Origin of the sequence: uncultured Pontibacter sp., assembly GCF_947502515.1 — a bacterium.
GTDB lineage: Bacteria > Bacteroidota > Bacteroidia > Cytophagales > Hymenobacteraceae > Pontibacter.
The window spans coordinates 130,267-148,184 of record NZ_CANNAI010000008.1; the positions used below are offsets into that span (position 1 = coordinate 130,267).

Annotated in this window: 14 protein-coding genes; 9 read left to right on the top strand and 5 right to left on the bottom strand. The window is 46.5% G+C overall.

Annotated features, from left to right (window positions below):
- The first annotated feature begins 17 nt into the window (after window positions 1-17).
- Together Q1A54_RS18080 and Q1A54_RS18085 are read left to right on the top strand one after the other, a co-directional pair.
- Entirely contained in the window at window positions 18-1,535 is a 1,518-nt protein-coding gene (locus Q1A54_RS18080; protein WP_299990910.1) for a histidine kinase, read from the top strand.
- Window positions 1,536-1,578: 43 nt separating this feature from the next.
- Window positions 1,579-2,253: a LytTR family DNA-binding domain-containing protein gene (locus tag Q1A54_RS18085; protein WP_299990912.1), complete on the top strand. Its 675-nt coding sequence runs from the start codon at window positions 1,579-1,581 to the stop codon at window positions 2,251-2,253.
- 90 nt (window positions 2,254-2,343) lie between these two features.
- On the opposite strand, the gene purL is transcribed toward Q1A54_RS18085, so the two are convergent.
- Window positions 2,344-6,024 carry a phosphoribosylformylglycinamidine synthase gene (gene purL, locus Q1A54_RS18090; RefSeq protein WP_299990914.1) on the bottom strand — a complete coding sequence of 1,227 codons (3,681 nt, stop codon included), beginning with the start codon at window positions 6,022-6,024 and terminating at the stop codon, window positions 2,344-2,346.
- 593 nt (window positions 6,025-6,617) lie between these two features.
- On the opposite strand from purL, the gene tyrS reads away from it, so the two are divergent.
- Window positions 6,618-7,814, top strand: a complete 1,197-nt coding sequence (gene tyrS / locus Q1A54_RS18095) for a tyrosine--tRNA ligase (RefSeq protein WP_299990916.1) — start codon at window positions 6,618-6,620, stop codon at window positions 7,812-7,814.
- 106 nt (window positions 7,815-7,920) lie between these two features.
- Here tyrS and Q1A54_RS18100 read toward each other — a convergent pair whose 3' ends face one another.
- From Q1A54_RS18100 to Q1A54_RS18110, 3 genes are all read right to left on the bottom strand, one after another.
- Complete coding sequence (locus tag Q1A54_RS18100) at window positions 7,921-8,586, bottom strand: hypothetical protein (protein ID WP_299990918.1); 666 nt, start codon at window positions 8,584-8,586, stop codon at window positions 7,921-7,923.
- On the bottom strand, window positions 8,583-8,930 hold the full coding sequence (locus tag Q1A54_RS18105; RefSeq protein WP_007657775.1) for a PadR family transcriptional regulator: 348 nt from the start codon (window positions 8,928-8,930) through the stop codon (window positions 8,583-8,585). Before Q1A54_RS18105 ends, Q1A54_RS18100 begins: the two co-directional genes overlap by 4 nt.
- Window positions 8,931-9,129: 199 nt before the next feature.
- Window positions 9,130-11,610: a tetratricopeptide repeat protein gene (locus Q1A54_RS18110; protein ID WP_299990921.1), complete on the bottom strand. Its 2,481-nt coding sequence runs from the start codon at window positions 11,608-11,610 to the stop codon at window positions 9,130-9,132.
- Between the two features lie 319 nt (window positions 11,611-11,929).
- Here Q1A54_RS18110 and mug point away from each other — a divergent pair, with 319 nt between their 5' ends.
- The 3 genes from mug (at window position 11,930) to Q1A54_RS18125 (ending at window position 13,994) form a co-directional block, all read left to right on the top strand.
- Window positions 11,930-12,493 (top strand): G/U mismatch-specific DNA glycosylase, encoded by a 564-nt coding sequence (gene mug, locus Q1A54_RS18115; RefSeq protein WP_299990923.1) that lies wholly within the window; start codon window positions 11,930-11,932, stop codon window positions 12,491-12,493.
- 145 nt (window positions 12,494-12,638) lie between these two features.
- Window positions 12,639-13,544, top strand: a complete 906-nt coding sequence (locus Q1A54_RS18120; RefSeq protein WP_299990925.1) for a cyanophycinase — start codon at window positions 12,639-12,641, stop codon at window positions 13,542-13,544.
- A 15-nt stretch (window positions 13,545-13,559) separates the two neighbouring features.
- The gene (locus Q1A54_RS18125) at window positions 13,560-13,994 is read left to right on the top strand and encodes a hypothetical protein (protein ID WP_299990927.1); all 435 of its coding nucleotides are present in this window, start codon (window positions 13,560-13,562) and stop codon (window positions 13,992-13,994) included.
- Here the strand turns inward: Q1A54_RS18125 and Q1A54_RS18130 are convergent.
- The gene (locus tag Q1A54_RS18130; protein WP_196120645.1) at window positions 13,991-14,458 is read right to left on the bottom strand and encodes a DoxX family protein; all 468 of its coding nucleotides are present in this window, start codon (window positions 14,456-14,458) and stop codon (window positions 13,991-13,993) included. The genes Q1A54_RS18125 and Q1A54_RS18130 overlap by 4 nt on opposite strands.
- Before the next feature lie 195 nt (window positions 14,459-14,653).
- Here Q1A54_RS18130 and Q1A54_RS18135 point away from each other — a divergent pair, with 195 nt between their 5' ends.
- The 3 genes from Q1A54_RS18135 to Q1A54_RS18145 all read left to right on the top strand — a co-directional run bounded on the left by Q1A54_RS18135 (window position 14,654) and on the right by Q1A54_RS18145 (window position 17,892).
- Complete coding sequence (locus tag Q1A54_RS18135) at window positions 14,654-15,229, top strand: TetR/AcrR family transcriptional regulator (protein ID WP_299990929.1); 576 nt, start codon at window positions 14,654-14,656, stop codon at window positions 15,227-15,229.
- A 164-nt stretch (window positions 15,230-15,393) separates the two neighbouring features.
- On the top strand, window positions 15,394-16,728 hold the full coding sequence (locus Q1A54_RS18140; protein ID WP_299990931.1) for a TolC family protein: 1,335 nt from the start codon (window positions 15,394-15,396) through the stop codon (window positions 16,726-16,728).
- Between the two features lie 18 nt (window positions 16,729-16,746).
- Window positions 16,747-17,892, top strand: a complete 1,146-nt coding sequence (locus Q1A54_RS18145; RefSeq protein ID WP_299990933.1) for an efflux RND transporter periplasmic adaptor subunit — start codon at window positions 16,747-16,749, stop codon at window positions 17,890-17,892.
- Window positions 17,893-17,918 lie beyond the last annotated feature (26 nt).

The following is a 17,918-nucleotide window of genomic DNA, read 5'->3' on the forward strand; positions in this document are numbered from 1 at the left end:
TAATTTATCATTGTTTTATGAATGATATGACACTGGACAACCACATCGCTAAGCCACTCCAGACGGCTAAAATAGAGTTCTGGGTGGCTACTGCCATCTTTGTTTTTTCGATCTTTTCGCTCTCTACTTCTTACGAACCTAACCAGTGGTTTTTTGAAAGGGCAGGGATCGAGTATCACTTTTACAAGCATTATTTCTGGCCACAGCTGATCCGATATACCTTGCTATACCTGGGCTTTCTGTTCCTCAACTTCAGGATCATACCCAAGCTGATGCAGAAGGAACGCGTGCCCCTTTATTCCCTGCTGCTGCTTGGGCTATACCTGACCTATGCCTTCGTGGCGGGCGTGCTCGACACCTATACCAAAAGCTACCTGTTAACCTGGGATTATAGTGGTGAGCAAGACTATGGCCTGATCTTTCAGGATAGCTTCCGTCATGCGCTGTTTCTGTTGCTGCTGGTCGGTATCTACACCTTTATCAAGTACAGTGGGCTCTACCTGATTGCCAATGCTACGGCAATCTCGGCCCGTTACCGGATTATCAACCGCGACACGCTAACGGCCTTTATCATCTGGATGATCAGTGTGTTTTTACTGATGGTTTTCAATTTAGAGATGGAGTTCACGCTGACCCTGGCGATCGTATCGCTTAGCGCCTTGCTGCTATATTGCGGTGCTTTCTATTATCTGATCCCGAATGCGCTCAAGTCAGAACGTCCTTTCAGGAAATACCTTCTCGTATCACTACTGGTAGTCATACTGGCCTATTTGCCGGTTGCATTTTTGCTGCTGATGTTCTTTCATGACGAAGACCACGCTTTTGGCCTGAGCTTTTTCAACTCCCTGTTCCAATTGGTGGTGACAGTGCCTTTTGTCTGGTTTCTGTTTAAGCGCCAGATGAAGGGGAGAGAGGAAGTATTTGTACTCAAGAAGGAACTTGGATCGACAAGTGCCAACCTCGATTTCCTGCGTTCCCAGATCAACCCGCACTTCTTGTTCAATGCCCTGAACACGCTCTACGGTACAGCTTTGCAGGAAAACAGCGAACGCACCGCGCAAGGTATACAGATGCTGGGTGACATGATGCGCTTTATGCTGCACGAAAATCATCAGCAAAAAATCCTGCTCTCCCGCGAAATCGAGTACATGCGCAATTACATTGACCTGCAGCTGCTGCGCACCTCGGCCTCGCCAAACATCTCGATCGAGACGAAGATAGAAGAGGTGGTAGGAGATAAGTACATTGCCCCGATGTTGCTCATTCCTTTCATTGAGAACGCCTTTAAACACGGTATCAGCCTGAAGCACAAATCCTGGATCAGGATCACCTTGCATACCGATAAGGATAAGCTGTATTTTGACGTATATAACAGCAAGCAGAAGAAGTCTGAGCAGGATCCGGAGAAGGATAAATCAGGTATAGGGCTAAAAAATGTGAAGCAGCGTCTCGAGCATTTGTATTCGGACAGACACGAACTGATTATCCGCGATACGCCGGAAGAGTTCTTTGTGCACCTCACACTCCAATTATAAGTATATTTAAAGCAGGTATAGCATACAAGGTATAGCAACAGGTATGAAAGCAATAGCAATAGACGACGAGCCAATGGCGCTGGAAGTGGTACGGGCACATGCTGCCAAGGTGCCTTACCTGGAGCTGGTGGGTTGTTTTACGGATGCCTTTCAGGCGCTGGAGTTCCTGCAAAACGAACCGATTGACTTGCTGTTTTTGGATATCAAAATGCCGGACATCTCTGGACTAGAGTTTGTGACGAGCCTTCAGAAAAAGCCGATGGTGATCTTCACGACGGCTTACTCTGAACATGCCGTCACCAGCTTTGAGTTGGATGCAGTTGATTACCTGCTGAAGCCGTTCTCGCTGCCCCGGTTTATCAAGGCCTGTAACAAAGCACAGGAATTGCTGCAACTGCGCGGTACGACAGCTCCGGTGAAAGATTACCTCTTCCTCAAAACTGGTTACGAGCAGGTAAAGGTGCACTACGACGAGATCCTATACCTGGAGGCGGCGGGCAATTATGTGACGTTCGTGCTGGAAGGAAAGAAACTGCTCTCGCGAATGACCATACAGGAACTGAGCGAGCAATTGCCTGCTGATAGTTTTGTGCGTGTGCATCGTTCGTATATCGTCGCCAAAAAGCAGATTGATAAGATAGAGCGCCACCAGGTATGCATCAAAGGAAATGAAGTGCCGGTAGGAGCATCTTATATGCAGCAGCTGCACAGTATCTGACCGTTATACCTGAAAATAGTAGATTTTAGCTTATAAAAAAGGCGCTCCGGGAATTCCCGGAGCGCCTTTTTTATAAGGTGATTGCTATACCTATTGGTTCGCTTCCAGCCACTTTCTGGCGTTCACGAAGGCTTCCATCCAAGGCGATACCTCATCGTGACGTCCTTTCGGATAGTGCGCCCACTGCCACTGCAGGAGCGAACGTTCGATATGTGGCATCATCACTAGGTGACGTCCTGTTTCATCGCAGATCATGGCAGTGTTGTAGTCAGAGCCGTTCGGGCAGGCCGGATAGGTTTCGTACGCGTACTTTGACACGATCTGGTATTTGTCCTCGGTGTGCGGCAAGCTAAAGCGACCTTCGCCATGTGATACCCAAACACCCAATGTAGCACCGGCCAGGCTCGAAAGCATCACCGATTTGTTTTCCTGGATGGTCAGGGAAGTAAAGATACTTTCGTGTTTCTGGCTCACGTTGTGCAGCATTCTCGCTTTCTGATCGTGTCCCATCGTGATGAAACCAAGCTCCACAAACAGCTGGCAGCCGTTGCATATACCTACCGATAGCGTGTCTTCGCGCTTGAAGAAGTTCTCAATGGCAGTCTTCGCTTTCTCGTTGTACATAAAGGCACCGGCCCAACCTTTGGCAGAACCCAGTACATCCGAGTTAGAGAACCCACCCACGGCACCAATGAAGCGGATATCCTCCAGGGTTTCTCTTCCTGAGATCAGGTCGGTCATGTGCACGTCCTTCACGTCGAAGCCGGCCAAATACATGGCGTTGGCCATTTCGCGCTCCGAATTACTGCCTTTCTCCCGGATGATCGCCGCCTTGATTCTTGGCTTAGAACTGTCGATGACTGGTTTTTTGCCGTCAAATCCTGCCGGGAAGGTGTAAGTCAGTTCGTGCTTTTTATAATTCTCAAAACGCTCTCTGGCGCTGTGAGGACCACTTTGTTTGATGTCTAGCAAATAGGAAGTCTTGAACCAAGTATCACGCAGCTGTGCGATGTCAAAGCTGTAGGTTGCTTCGCCGTTTTTAAGCTCCAGCGTAGCGCTTAAAGTGCTCGTGCCTATTTTATAGAATGGAACATCGTTCGCTTTCAGAGTTTCTTCAATGTCTGCCGAAGCCTGGAATACGATACCAATGTTCTCGGCAAACAGTACTTTGATGCTGTCTGCTTCGCCCAGTGACGTGAGGTCGATGGAAGCGCCCAGATTATTGTCGGCAAAGCACATTTCCAGCAGGGTGGTGATCAAACCGCCGCTGCCAATGTCATGACCTGCCGCTATTTTATCTTCTTTGATCAGCTGCTGCAGCGTGTTAAACGCATTCTTGAACAAGGCCGCATCAGTGATATCAGGCGTTTCGTTACCTATCTTGTTGACAACCTGCGCAAAAGAAGATCCACCCAGTTTGAAGGTATCGTTGGTCAGGTTGATGTAGTAAATGTTGCCGCCGTTGTGCTGCAACACCGGCTCTACCACTTGGCGTACGTTGCTGCAGTTACCGGCAGCTGAAATGATCACTGTACCTGGTGCTATTACATCCTCGTCCTTGTACTTCTGCTTCATAGATAGCGAGTCCTTGCCGGTCGGGATGTTGATGCCCAGGGCAATTGCGAATTCAGAACAGGCCTCTACTGCTTGATACAGACGAGCATCTTCTCCTTCGTTCTTGGAAGCCCACATCCAGTTAGCAGAAAGTGAAACGCTTTTCAGGCCGTCTTTCAGCGGAGCCCACACGATGTTTGAAAGTGATTCGCCGATCGCATTGCGGCTACCCGCTGCCGGATCGATCAGGGCTGAGATAGGGGCGTGGCCAATGGAAGTAGCTATACCTTCTTTGCCCTGGAAGTCCAGTGCCATCACGCCGCAGTTGTTGAGTGGCAATTGCAGCGGGCCAGCGCATTGCTGCTTCGCTACACGGCCACCCACGCAGCGGTCCACTTTATTCGTGAGCCAGTCTTTACAAGCAACAGCTTCCAGTTGCAGCACCTGCTCCAGGTAGGTATGCAGTTGACTTTGTTCGTAAGTCACCGCCTGGTATTTCCGGGCAACGGTCTTGTCGTTCATCACCACTTTAGGCGAGCTGCCAAACATGTCGCTCAGCTCCAGGTCCATCGGTTTCTGGCCCGTAGAGGCAGACTCGAAAGTAAAACGGTGGTCGCCGGTCACGTCGCCCACGGTATACATCGGAGCACGTTCACGCTCCGCTATCTTTTGCAGGGTTTCAATATCTTTTTCGCCAATCACTAAACCCATTCGTTCCTGCGATTCATTGCCGATGATCTCTTTGGCTGAAAGGGTAGGGTCGCCTACCGGCAGTTTATCCAGGTCTATTTTACCACCTGTTTCTTCCACCAGTTCTGAAAGGCAGTTTAAGTGGCCACCCGCACCGTGATCGTGGATGGAAACAATTGGGTTGTGCTCGCTCTCCACCATGCCACGAATGGCATTGGCTGCACGCTTCTGCATTTCCGGGTTAGAGCGTTGAATGGCGTTCAGTTCTATACCTGTCCCATGCTCGCCGGTGTCGGCAGACGATACGGCTGCACCACCCATACCGATGCGGTAGTTCTCACCACCCAGGATCACAATTTTATCACCCGTTTTCGGGTGTCCTTTCTGAGCCTGGCTTGCTTTGCCGTAGCCAACGCCACCTGCCAGCATGATTACTTTGTCATAGCCCAACTTGCGTGGAGCCTCGATCTGATCCGCTTTTTCGTCGTGCTCAAACGTCAGCACCGAACCCGTGATCAGCGGCTGTCCGAACTTGTTACCGAAATCAGTCGCACCATTGGAAGCCTTGATCAGGATATCCATCGGCGTTTGGTAGAGCCACTTTCTTTCCTGCGTCGCTTGTTCCCACGGACGGTCTTTCTCCAGTCGCGACAAAGCGGTCATGTACACGGCAGTACCAGCCAGCGGAAGGGCACCCTGTCCACCGGCCAGGCGGTCGCGAATCTCACCACCAGAACCTGTAGCGGCGCCGTTGAAAGGCTCTACTGTGGTCGGGAAGTTGTGTGTTTCTGCTTTGATCGAAATAACCGATTCAAAATCACTCACCTGGTAATAATCAGGCACATCGGCACGCTTCGGTGCAAACTGCTGCACCACAGGCCCTTTGATAAAAGCCACATTATCTTTGTAAGCCGAAACGATATCGTTCGGGTGGGTCTCAGATGTTTTGCGGATCAGTTTGAACAGAGAGCTTGGTTTCTCTTCGCCATCGATCACAAACTTGCCGTTGAAGATCTTGTGGCGGCAGTGCTCTGAGTTCACCTGCGAGAAGCCGAATACTTCAGAATCAGTTAGCGGACGACCAACTCTTTCAGATAGCTTGTTCAGGTACTCCACCTCTTCCTCACTCAGCGAAAGCCCTTCCTGTTTGTTGTAAGCCGAAATATCCGTTACCGGCTGCACAGGCTCCGGCTGTATGTTGATCGTGTAAATCTCCTGATCAAGACCCTTGTACTTTTGCGATAGCATCGGGTCAAAATCCGTGAAATCCTCCGTTACGATGGCAAACTCTTCGATCCGGATTATACCTTCGATGCCCATGTTCTGGGTAATTTCCACGGCATTGGTACTCCAGGGCGTGATCATGGCAGCACGTGGGCCAACAAAAAAGCCACTCAGCACAGTTTCCTGCTTTAGAGTGGCGTTGCCGAATAACCATTCCAGTTTTTGGATGTCAGTAGCGTTCAGTTCACCTTCGCTTTGTAAGGCGTACACTGTATCAGGTTGACTAAAAAAGAAGTGAAGCATGCTTAGTTTTTATTTCTATACGCAAAGATACGGTTCAAATTGAGATAATTGGGCAGGTAGGGGTGCCAGGTTCAGAGGCATTTCTAGCGTGATCATATTGCCAGCACGACAATATGTACTTACTAACTGAGGTAACAGTGTGGAGAGAAGGATCTCCTGATTGTTGCTCATCTAAATTCGAATTTTCCTGGATTGCCAATTTCAGTCCAAAAGTAAGGATATTTTTCGGAGAAGCGTAGGAGAGAGCGGGGTATAAAGTTTTGAGACTGAAAAAGCCGGTACCCTTTGTTTAGTTTGGAGGCGTGGATCGGGGCCAGTCAGTGAAAAATATACTTACAGAAGGAAGAACTTTTAAATACTTGTAATAGTTGAGAGGAAATAGCAATTTTGCATTGTTATACATAAGATGACAAAACAGCAGCACATATTGCCATACCCATTCTACAACGATTATTACACCCTCGTGTATGTCTGGGAAAGGTATGTGCATTGCTGTACTGCATAGCATTGTAAGTAAAAACACTTCTATACCATGAGCCCAGGCATCCGCCTGGGCTTTTTTTATGTCCAAAATTTTAAAAACATCCCCAAAAATGAATGCATTAAAAGAAAACATAGAGATTTTTCTGCCTGAAAACGGCCTGGAGCAAAAGCTGGAGCAGGCCGAGCGGGAGAACCGCAAACTGGTTATTAAACTGGGTTTTGACCCAACGGCGCCCGACCTGCACCTGGGGCACGCCATCGTGCTGAAGAAGCTGAAGCAGTTTCAGGACCTGGGCCACCGCATCGTGATCGTGATCGGCAGCTTTACAGCCCGGATTGGCGACCCTACCGGCAAGAACAAGTCACGACCGCCACTCAGTAAAGAGGATGTAGCGGTTAATGCACAGACTTACGTGAATCAGCTTTCCAAAATCCTGGACGTGAGCCGCTGCGAGATCGTGTACAACTCCGACTGGCTCGACGCACTGCAGCTATCTGAAATGATACAGCTGCTGTCGAAAGTGACGGTGGCGCAGATCATGCACCGCACCGACTTCAGCAAGCGTTTTCAGGAGAACACGCCCATTGCCATGCACGAACTTTTCTACCCGATCATGCAGGGTTTCGACTCGGTGAAGATACAGGCCGATATAGAAATGGGCGGCACTGACCAGCTCTTTAACTGCACCATGGGACGACAGCTGCAGGAGACTGAGGGTATGTCTCCACAGATTGTGATGTGCATGCCTTTACTGCGCGGTACCGACGGGCACGAGAAGATGAGCAAGTCGCTCAACAACATCATCGGGCTGACAGACGAACCAAACGAGATGTTCGGCAAAATCATGTCTATACCTGACACGCTGCTACCCGACTACCTGCAACTGGTAACTGATTTCAGCCAGGCCGAAAAGCAGGAATGGCAGGAGAAACTGGCGCAGGGAGAGAACCCGATGACGCTCAAAAAAGCCATCGCCCTAAACGTGATCGGCCAGTACCACAACGAGGAGGAAGCTATGAAGGCGCAGGAGTTTTTTGCGCAGCGCTTCCAGAGCAAGACATTCCAGGAGAAGAATTTCACACCGGTGAGCCTGCAAGAACTAGAAGGTATAGAAAGCGAAGTAACGGTGATTGACCTTTGCAAACTATTACTCCAAAACGAAAGCAAGGCCAACCTGAAAAGGCTGATCGATGGGGGAGGTGTGACCGTGAATGATGAAAAGGTGCTACATGCGCAGGAGAAGGTAAAACTAATGCCAGAGACTAAAATCAAGCTGGGGAAGCGGCATTACTTTGAGTTGGTGTAAGGTGTAGCAGCGTAAAATAAGCCAACGCCACGCAAGGTGTAGATTGCGTGGCGTTCGTTTGCTACAGGTATAGCGTTGTAGATTGATACCCTTGCTAACACATAGCTTAGGCAAAGGCAGCAGGATATATCTTTTGGGCTCTCTGCTTAATTTTAACTATCGTGTCGATGTAAGCAATGGTTAGGATGAAAGAGATGGTGATATGCAGGGCATAGGGCCAGATGGCTTCCGGGATCAGTTTTTCTAGGACCATATAGTTCAGGTACATCGGGAAATACATCAGCGGCATAAACCCATAGGTATACTGCATGATTGACAGCTTCTTTTGTAAGTTCCTTCTTAGGTAAACAAACTCCTTTACTGCAAAATACAGAATGGCAGCCGTGAGCCCTCCCAGGCTGACCAGTTTGACCATAGCTGGATCGAGTGAGGTGAGCGCCAATTGGAAACCGACGAAAAGTGCAAGCGAAAGCAGCAGGTAGGGCAGTTTAAAGAAACTTAAGAAAGTCCGTAGCCACAGCAGCATATGCTCTTTTTGAATGGCAGCTACCCGCTTTTCATACACATCCGTAAAGCCGAAAATGCCAAAGCTCTTGTATACCTTCTGAATCGCCTCGTCGAGGGTCAGCTCAGGATTTTCTTCCCATTGTTTCTCGATGTCAGATGCAAGGTGGTCGACCAGCTCCGTTTGAATATCATAGGTATCTACAAACTTCTTCTGTAAGAAGGCATACAGTTTTTCGATGTCTGTGGCTGTCAGTTCCTTTTTCATGCTTTTGAGGGATTAGCTAAGTTAGTGTTCATGATCAACTGCATTTGCTCAATAAAGCCTTTCAGCTCGGCCAGCTTATCCGCTGTTTCTTTTTTGCCTGCCTCTGTCAACTTATAGTATTTCCGCATCCTGTTGCCGATATGCACCATCTCTGCCTGCAGCAGCCCTTCGGCCTCGAGTTTGTGGAGCGAAGGGTATAGGGCGCCTTCGGTAATATTGAGTTCTCCGGCTGTCAGCTCCTTAACTTTCTGAGTTATTTCGTACCCATACATCCTGTCGTTCTCTTCCAACAGCTTTAGGATGATGGTCGAGAGACTGCCTTTATAAAGTGAACTGTTTTTCATACTGCAAATATATAAGAATGTTTTGCATAAGAAAGTTATGTATAAACTTTTAAGAGGAAAATTCTAAATCGAGATCAAAGCTGGAGGGTGCTATAAAGATAAAACTGGGTAAAAGCCATTATTTTGAATTGATGTAAGTTAAGGGAGAGGAGGAAAAGAAGCCGACACGCAGAGTATAGGCTGCGTGTCGGCTTATGCATTACTTTTCATTCAAAAGAACTTTCTTCATAATATGAATTGAGCTTATAAAACATATATCTGACTTAGTTTTATCAAGACTGTTTTTTAATTCTAATCCAGGGTGAACGTAGTTTCTATAAACTCTGGACAAATTTGTAAGATGAAAAAATTCAGTTCCTAATAAATTATTTTGTTCAATAAATATAATTAAATCAGAAAGAACACAGTCATATAAGTTTTTGCTTACGCTGCCACCAGATGGTTTTGAATAAGTAATTCTTTTTAACTTCTTTTTCTCACAGAAGTAGGTAAGTATCAATTCTACAAAAGAACCTGAAAGCACTACAGTAGATTTTATATTTCCTATCAAATGGTTAAAAACCAGTTCGTCAAAGTCTCTTGTTATTAGTGTTTTATACTTCTTCCCTATTTTGCTTATTTTTTTGCTTAATCTAAAGTATTCAATTTCATCTAGTTTTTGGATAGATAAATTCTCTAATCCATTAGTCCAGCATAGTGGCATTGAACTTTCAGATACAATTGATCTTAGTTCTTCAATTTTATTTTCAAGAAGTGGATTAACCAGGTAATACGGAATATTGTATTCATCAAATTCGGTTGTATCTATTAAATAATTTTTAGCTAGCCAGTTACTTCTAAGTGAGTTAGCTTTAGTCCTCGTTGTTTTCATTAAGACGGGAAACATTTCATCTTGTATTGGTACTCTCCAATTATCAAAATCTTCTTCTTTCTTAATGTTAAGTAAAAATGTATGTAGTGTTTCTATGGAAAAGAAGTTTTCTTCCTTGAGCGAGTTTATAGAATTAGAAAAGGTTTTTTCAATAGCTAATCTCTCACTCTTCGCCCTATCAATAATCTTTTTTCGTTCAAGAGCTAATGATAAATTTTTTTGTGCTAGTTCATTTTTCTCGTCTAATTGAAGAGCCTTATTATATAGTTCTATTGCTTTATCTATCTTGTCTTCAACTTTATAAATATTAGCTAGATTGTTTAAAACAGAACTATGCTCTCCATTAATTTCAATATATTTATTATAAATATTTTTGGCTTTTTCTGTCTTTCCAATTTCGTTGAAAGCATATGCAAACTCAAACCAAGAATTGATTTCCTCCAACTGCTTGCTGCTAAATTGGCCATATAATTTTGCTATTTCCTTATAATATTTCCTAGAGTGTAGTTCATCTAATATGTCACTAAGGTAGTCACAAAATAAATTCTTAAAACTGTAATGTTGTTCTAGATCTAAACTTAGATGTGACAATAGGGAAGATACGCTGGCATTTTTTTCAAAACTATCACTAAAATAGTCAGAATATGAATATACAAGTTCCTGTATAAGGAAGTCATATTGCCAAGCGTCCAAACTAGAAATAGCTTTTCTTAATGTCACAAATCGTTCTGGTGCTGCTTGGTCAAGCTTATGTAGTAAGCATTTAATTAAATTTATACGACCAACAAGTTCTTCTTCGTGATTTTTCTTTTCTACTTGATTCAAAATTTTAACTATTTCCTTATATGGGAATATTATCTCTGGTACCCTGGGAGAGTGTGGATCTAAATAAATAGGTTCGTCTCCTAACCAATCATTAAATGGAAATACCTCGCTAGTCAGATTAAGAGATTTTATTAAATATTCAATTTTATCGAAAGATTTAGCAATATTAAAAGTAGAGAGTAATCCAAAAAATCCAAACCAACAATCTGAACTTTCACTTTTAGCAATAAATGCTAGCTTGTAGTATTCTTCAGCTTTTTCATGTAAGCTTTGTTGATAATAAGTATTAGCGATTGCAATATTTATAGCGAAATGAGAATCTTGATTATCACAAAGGACCATAGATTTAGAAAAATATTCTAGTGCCTGAGAATAGTCTTTTTGACCAGCATAATACTTCCCTAATTCATACATAACAGTAGATGAACTTAAATCTTGATTAACTGCCTCAGATAGAGTGCAGAACTGTTCTGCATATTTATGCTTCCTTTTGTATATATCAGAAAGTGTAATGTAATACTCTGGATTTTTAGGAAACGTGATTAGAGCACTTTTATAGAGGCTTATTTTCTTATAGTCATTTTTGTATAAAGTGTGAAGTTCAGAGATAACACCTTCTGGGAAATCTTTATATTTCAAAGCCGCTTCATATTTTCTAATTGCCAACTCCTTATCATAGAATTCATTTTCTCCATCAAAGAAATAATCATTATGAATTTTTCCCAGTAGATAATTTATCCAACCACCTGACTTCTTATCAGTATCTTTTAACAATGCTAACTGTAGTTCTTTCTTAGAGCTACTATAATCATTACGGTTAAAGAATATGCATCCAAGGAGATAATTATATCCTAATTTTTCGGGGAAATCTTGCTTAAGCCTAATACAAATTCGTTCCGCATCTTCGAGTTTTTGATTTTCAAAAAGTTGCCATGCTTTTTTAATTTCTTCAGCGTATTGGTCTTTATCTCCTGATTGACTCATTATTCCTACAGTACAATTAATATCTACTGATTTTTTTAGGTGTATTCTATAAAAGACTATTAATTAGCTAATATACCAAAACCCTTACTCTTTCTATGACTTTATTAATTGATTATGTATTGTAGAACATATAATAAATTGGCTTAAGTTTTACACTATTACTCACTTGTTTTAAGTCAACAACATAACTAAAAGTGTAGAACTTGAAAGAGCTACAGCTTAAACTAAAATCTATGTTCTTTTTACCCAGATTTACCAAAGCCCAAGGTGTGCCAACCAAATTATAACTGTAAGCACCTGGTATTAGTAAAGCAAAGGTATGCAACCTCAAAAACGAAGACCTACCAAAGAAGAGCTGGCAGCCGCCAACGGAAGAACACTACCTGATATCATTGCGCCCAACCTCAAAGTCCTTTTCTGCGGTATCAACCCGGGGCTTTACACGGCTGTGATAGGGCATAACTTCGCCCGCCCGGGCAACCGTTTCTGGCCAACCCTGCATGCTGCCGGTTTTACGCCCCGGCTATACCTGCCCGAAGAAGAAAAAGGCTTGCTGGACCTGGGCTTTGGGATCACTAACATCGTGGATAGGGCAACAGCCAATGCCGCTGAGTTATCAGCTGTGGAGCTGATAGAAGGCGGGATCAAACTGGTGGAGAAAGTGATCGCGTATCAGCCACAGGTGCTGGCTTTATTGGGGATTTCAGCCTATCGTGTGGCTTTCGGGAAAGCAAATGCAGGTATAGGTATGCAAGAGCAGACCATCGGGAACACCAGGCTATGGTTGCTGCCTAATCCCAGTGGCCTGAATGCGCATTTCCCGCCACAAAAGCTGGCACAGGTATACCAGGAGCTGAGGGTGTTTATCGATGGGATGACATAGAAAAATCTGATCTGATTACTTAGCAAAACAGGTAATAATTCAGACGCGCGGTACTGCGCAAAATGCCCCGCTAAAGCCCCAACTTATAGGCCAACCGGTAGTATATAGTATATCATTGATCAGCAGTATTTTAATGGTAGTATGAATGGCAGCAAAAAGTAAATCTATAGAAAAGAAGGCCCGGCAGCTGGGCTTTCCTATACCTAAGGGTACACTGCTGGCCATAGGGGGCAAAGAAAGTAAAAGCGAAGAAGAGCGTCCAGAATCGCAGGACGAAAACTCCAGTTTTATAAGTGAGCAAATACTGAAGCGATTTGTAAAAGAGCTGCAGGGAAAAGATCCGTTAGTGTTAGTGGTACCAGCTGCCTCCAGTGAACCTGAACCGATTGCAAAGGAGTATGTAAAGTTATTTAGAGAACTAGGAGTTAATACTGTCCAGGTAGTGGATGTCAGGACCCGCGACGAAGCCAAAGACCCCGAGAAAATAAAACTGATTGACAAAGCGGCCGGCATCATGCTAACCGGGGGCGATCAGCTCCGGCTGACATCCATCCTCGGCGGTAGCCCCTTTATGGAACGCATCAAGGAGCGGTACATGAATGAAAAGCTCGTGGTGGCCGGTTCCAGTGCGGGCGCTTCGGCTATGTCGACCAACATGATCTACAAAGGCGAGGCGCAGGGCGGTATGCTGAAAGATCAAATGAGTGCTACCGCCGGACTCGACCTGCTCAAAAACGTTGCGATTGATACGCATTTTATAGACCGCGGCCGCATTATACGCATGGCGCAGGCAGTGGCTCAGAACCCGGGTTGCATCGGTATTGGTTTGGAAGAAGACACGGCCATACTTGTAAAAAAGGGGATGGAGATAGAGGTGGTAGGCAGCGGACTGGTTACCATTCTGGATGGCATGGACATTAGCAGCACCAATATTTACGAAATAGAATCAGGTGATCCCTTTACAATTTACGACCTGAAGATGCACCTGCTGGGCAATGGTAAAACCTATACGATTCCTGCTTTCAATGAAGATATAAACGATAGAGCATAATAAGCGGCATGGAACATGATTCTACAAAAATTTGAGAAGGCGCTTGAGCTGGATTTCGTGACTATACGGCATTTTCCTGATCAGAAATTGTTCTGGAGTGATTGGCGTGGCATTATACCGAGAGAACCACTCCGTGAAGCCATGCATTTTGCCAGTCAGTTTATAATAGAAAATGAGATTGAACTGGTATTAGTGGACTATACCCACATGTTGCCACCATCGTTGCAGGACCAGAACTGGATTGCTACACACTCTGCTGCGATACTGCAGTATAGTAAGCTAAAGCGTGTAGCAAACGTGATGGGTTACGATATTTTCCAGCAGATATCCATCGAAACGATCAATGAAATAGCCTACAGATATCCCTTGCCTTTCGAGTCCCGTGATTTTATGTTCAAAGACGATGCCTTCGAATGGCTTTTTAGTACTGAGGAAGATCAAGCCGCTTAAACATCCTGATCTTCTTCTGGTTGCCTTTGCCGCAGCACCTTGTTATCAACGGAGTAGCGGCCCGGGCCTTTCACCATGAAGAAGAGGAGCAAAGCTGTGACAGTCAGGGACAAAATTAACTCGGTGTTACCCAGACTAATGCCACCGCGCTGTGGGTTCACGATCAGCAGCGCACCGACCAGAATCGGAATCTGGCAGAGCAGAGCCAGTCGCGTAAGCATCCCAAAAGCGATCATCAAGCCACCTACTATGTGTACCATACTGGTGAGGAAATGGGCCTTACCGGCAGAGAGAACATCCTGGCTGGAACTGAAGATGTAGAACACATCCGTGGTATGCTCCAGGAAGAGCAGGCCTTTGACAAACAGGAACAGTCCGAGCAGAATTCTCAGGGCATCCATCCAGACTGGGTTGTTGGCGCTGTTGACGCGAGGGGTGTGGTGGAGTTCATGTGCGAGTGCCATGGCAGTGGGGTTTAAGTGAAAAGAGCGCTATATCTATATTTACGTTCACAGCTGCTGTCCCGTTTATTTGCCATGCTTTTAAAGTAGTTTGACCAGAAAATTCAGTTTTTTGGCGGAACAGCTTTCACAATTGTAGCTACAAACGTAGCTTTGCAGACCGAATGAACATTCAATTGGGATTAAAAGGGGATTTGAATGGAGCCGATTGCAGACAAGAAGAAAGCCATATTCATAAGTACGATGGAACTGGTCCGCGACAAGGGCTTTCATGGTACGCCAATGAGTATGGTCGCCAAGCACGCCGGTGTGGCAGCGGGTACCATTTACCATTACTTCGAGAGCAAAGAGCAGCTCATCACCGAACTGTTTGACTACGCACAGCAGCAGGTTATTGAAGTGGTGGAGAAGGAAACCTGTGCCGCTATACCTTTCAAAGAATGCTTCTTCAACCTATGGGGTGGACTCTATACCTTTTACCAGAACAATCAGAACCTGCTCAGGTTCTTCGAGCAGTTTGTCAACTCTCCTTACAGCGCTGCCAGGCCACCGCTTGAAGAAGACAAGTTCTATACCTTGCTTTTCGCCTTTTTTGAGCGGGGCATACAGGAAGGATTGCTGAAAGAAGTGAGTCCTAAGATACTGGCTACGCTCACCCACAGCAGTGTACTCTCTATGGCCAAACTGACAGGCAGCGGTCGACTCCATCTGGATAGAAAAGAGCTCGAACAGATACTGCAGCTTATTTGGGACGGCATCGCCTTTGACCGTTAGCCGCCGACTTTAGCAGATAAAATTACCTTTACACTGATGTTTAAACAATAACAATAAGCGCCTGAATGAAATAAGAAAGAAAAAACTAAAGTGGGTACGGCACCATCAGTTACTGCACCTGCACGTTTAATACTCAATCAAAATGCTGAACACCAAAATTATACATGAAATTAACTACCTATTTTAAACAACTGCTGATTGCCTGCCTGCTGGTTCCGGGCGCCCTGATGGCGCAGGACAAGACAGGTATAGCCGCGACGGACAGCCTCACCCTGGAGCAATGCGTAGGCTATGCGCTGGAAAACCGGGCGGCGATGGAGCAGGCACTGATCGATGAGCAGATCGGTGAGCGGGAGATCAGAGCCAGTCTTTCGGGCTGGTTTCCGCAGATCAATGCCAACTTCGGGAGCACTTACAACATCAAAAGACCCCAGCAGCCAATCGGAGGGGAGATCATCACCTTCGGTCAGAAGTATAACTCCAACCTGGCGCTGCAGGCCACACAGAACATTTTTGACAACAACCTGCTGCTCGCCTCCAGAGCATCCCGCTCCAGAAAACTGTTGCTGGATCAGCAGGTAACCGATACCCGCATCAATACAGTGGTAGAAGTGAGCAAGGCTTTTTACAACGTGCTGCTCACGCAAGAGCAGCTCCGCATCCTGGATCAGAACATTTCGCGCCAGGAGAAGCAGTTCAACGACGCCCGCAGCCGCTACGAGGTTGGTCTGGTTGATAAAACAGACTACCAGCGTGCCGCCATCACACTGGCCAACATCCGGTCAGACCGCAAGCGGGTGCAGGAGAACATCAAGGCGAGCGTAGCCTACCTGAAGCAGCTGATGGGCTATCCGGTGGAGCAGGAGCTGAACCTGACCTACCATTATGCCCGCATGGAGCAGGAAGTACAGGTAGACACCACCGAGCTGATCGCCTTCGACAAAAGGGTGGAATTGCAGCAGTTGCAGACGCAACGTGAACTCCTGAAGCTGAATACAGCCTTTAATCGCTGGAGCTTCCTGCCAACCGTTTCGGCTTTTGCTAACTACAACCTCCTGTACTTCAACAACGAGTTCGCCAACCTCTACGATCAGCATTTCCCGAACTCGTCGGTTGGTTTGCAGGTAGCGTTGCCGATTTTCCAGGGTACGAGAAGGCTGCAGAACCTCAAGATTGCACAGCTGCAGGAAGACCGCCTGGATGTGCAGATCGAAGATGCTCGCAGGGCCATCAACACCGAATACCAAACGGCCCTAGCCAATTACAAAGGGGACTACACAGAGTGGCGCACAGTTCAGTCTAACCTTGAAATGGCCGAAGAGGTGTACGAGATCATCAAGCTGCAGTACGACGAGGGCGTGAAAGCTTACGTGGACCTGATTGTGGCCGAGACGGAACTGCGTACCACCCAGCTGAACTACTACAATGCCCTTTACGGCGTGCTCTCCAGCAAACTAGACCTGCAGCGCGCCCTTGGAAACATAGACATCAACCGATAAAATCAGAGAAACAGGATAATGAAAAATAAATACACCTGGCTGTTCGCAGCCATCATCAGCCCGACTATGCTTGTGTCTTGCGGCGGTGACGATGCCGGACAGCAGCAGATGAACCCTGCGGCCATGGCCATTCCGGTGAACACGATTCAGGTAAAGCAGCAAAGTGTAACCGGCCGCGATACATACCCGGCCAGGGTGGTGCCGCTGCAGGAAGTAGAGCTGCGTCCGCAAGTATCAGGGTATATCACCAATATTTTTGTGCAGGACGGACAGCGTGTCAAAAAAGGGCAGAAGCTATACGAGATAGACCAGAACAAATACCAGGCAGGTATACAACAGGCACAGGCCAGTCTGCAGAGCGCCAAAGCCAACCTGGCCCGCGCTGAGAAGGACCTGGAGCGCTACGAGCGCCTGGCCGAACGCGACGCCATCGCCAAGCAGCAGGTAGACTATGCCCGCACCGAAGTGCAGACCGCCCGCGCACAGGTTTCAGCGGCTCAAGCTCAGGTGAGCAGCGCAGGCACCGATCTGAGTTACTCGACCATCACAGCGCCATTCAGTGGCGTGATCGGTATTTCGCAGGTCAGGGTAGGAGCGCAGGTATCGCCAGGGCAGCCTTTGCTGAACACCGTGTCGTCGTCTGACCCGATCGCAGTCGACTTTGTGATCAACGAAGCCGAGCTTGGTCGCTTCAGCAACCTGCGTCAAGGCAACCAACCGGATTCACTTTTCACGATTCGCTTTAATAACGGCGAACAGTACAAGCACAATGGCAAACTGGTCGCCATTGACAGAGCCATTGGCCGTCAGTCAGGTACTACGACCGTGCGTGTGCAGTTCCCGAACCCGGATGAAAGACTGATACCAGGTATGACCGTGAGTCTGGACGTGCTGAACCAGGACCTGGGTGACCAGATCGTGATCCCTTTCAAGGCGGTGACAGAGCAGTTGGGTGAGTACTATGTATATGTGGTGCAAGGTGACTCCGTGGTGCAGCAGAACGTGCAGCTGGGAACACGCGTGAACGGCAACATTGTCGTGCGTGAAGGCTTGCAGCAAGGGCAGCAGATTGTGACTGAAGGTATACAGCGACTGCGCCAGGGAGCTAAAGTACAGCTCGAAGGTCCTGAGCAGGGTCAGCCACAGGCGGGTGCCGCCAGATAAACAGAGATAGGTCTTTCAGAAGATTA

What these genes read in the sequence shown, in the direction of transcription:
- Q1A54_RS18080 (WP_299990910.1), top strand. Translation starts at nt 18, where the DNA reads ATGAATGATATGACACTGGACAACCACATCGCTAAGCCACTCCAGACG.
- Q1A54_RS18085 (WP_299990912.1), top strand. Translation starts at nt 1,579, where the DNA reads ATGAAAGCAATAGCAATAGACGACGAGCCAATGGCGCTGGAAGTGGTA.
- purL (WP_299990914.1), bottom strand. Translation starts at nt 6,024, where the DNA reads ATGCTTCACTTCTTTTTTAGTCAACCTGATACAGTGTACGCCTTACAA.
- tyrS (WP_299990916.1), top strand. Translation starts at nt 6,618, where the DNA reads ATGAATGCATTAAAAGAAAACATAGAGATTTTTCTGCCTGAAAACGGC.
- Q1A54_RS18100 (WP_299990918.1), bottom strand. Translation starts at nt 8,586, where the DNA reads ATGAAAAAGGAACTGACAGCCACAGACATCGAAAAACTGTATGCCTTC.
- Q1A54_RS18105 (WP_007657775.1), bottom strand. Translation starts at nt 8,930, where the DNA reads ATGAAAAACAGTTCACTTTATAAAGGCAGTCTCTCGACCATCATCCTA.
- Q1A54_RS18110 (WP_299990921.1), bottom strand. Translation starts at nt 11,610, where the DNA reads ATGAGTCAATCAGGAGATAAAGACCAATACGCTGAAGAAATTAAAAAA.
- mug (WP_299990923.1), top strand. Translation starts at nt 11,930, where the DNA reads ATGCAACCTCAAAAACGAAGACCTACCAAAGAAGAGCTGGCAGCCGCC.
- Q1A54_RS18120 (WP_299990925.1), top strand. Translation starts at nt 12,639, where the DNA reads ATGGCAGCAAAAAGTAAATCTATAGAAAAGAAGGCCCGGCAGCTGGGC.
- Q1A54_RS18125 (WP_299990927.1), top strand. Translation starts at nt 13,560, where the DNA reads ATGATTCTACAAAAATTTGAGAAGGCGCTTGAGCTGGATTTCGTGACT.
- Q1A54_RS18130 (WP_196120645.1), bottom strand. Translation starts at nt 14,458, where the DNA reads ATGGCACTCGCACATGAACTCCACCACACCCCTCGCGTCAACAGCGCC.
- Q1A54_RS18135 (WP_299990929.1), top strand. Translation starts at nt 14,654, where the DNA reads ATGGAGCCGATTGCAGACAAGAAGAAAGCCATATTCATAAGTACGATG.
- Q1A54_RS18140 (WP_299990931.1), top strand. Translation starts at nt 15,394, where the DNA reads ATGAAATTAACTACCTATTTTAAACAACTGCTGATTGCCTGCCTGCTG.
- Q1A54_RS18145 (WP_299990933.1), top strand. Translation starts at nt 16,747, where the DNA reads ATGAAAAATAAATACACCTGGCTGTTCGCAGCCATCATCAGCCCGACT.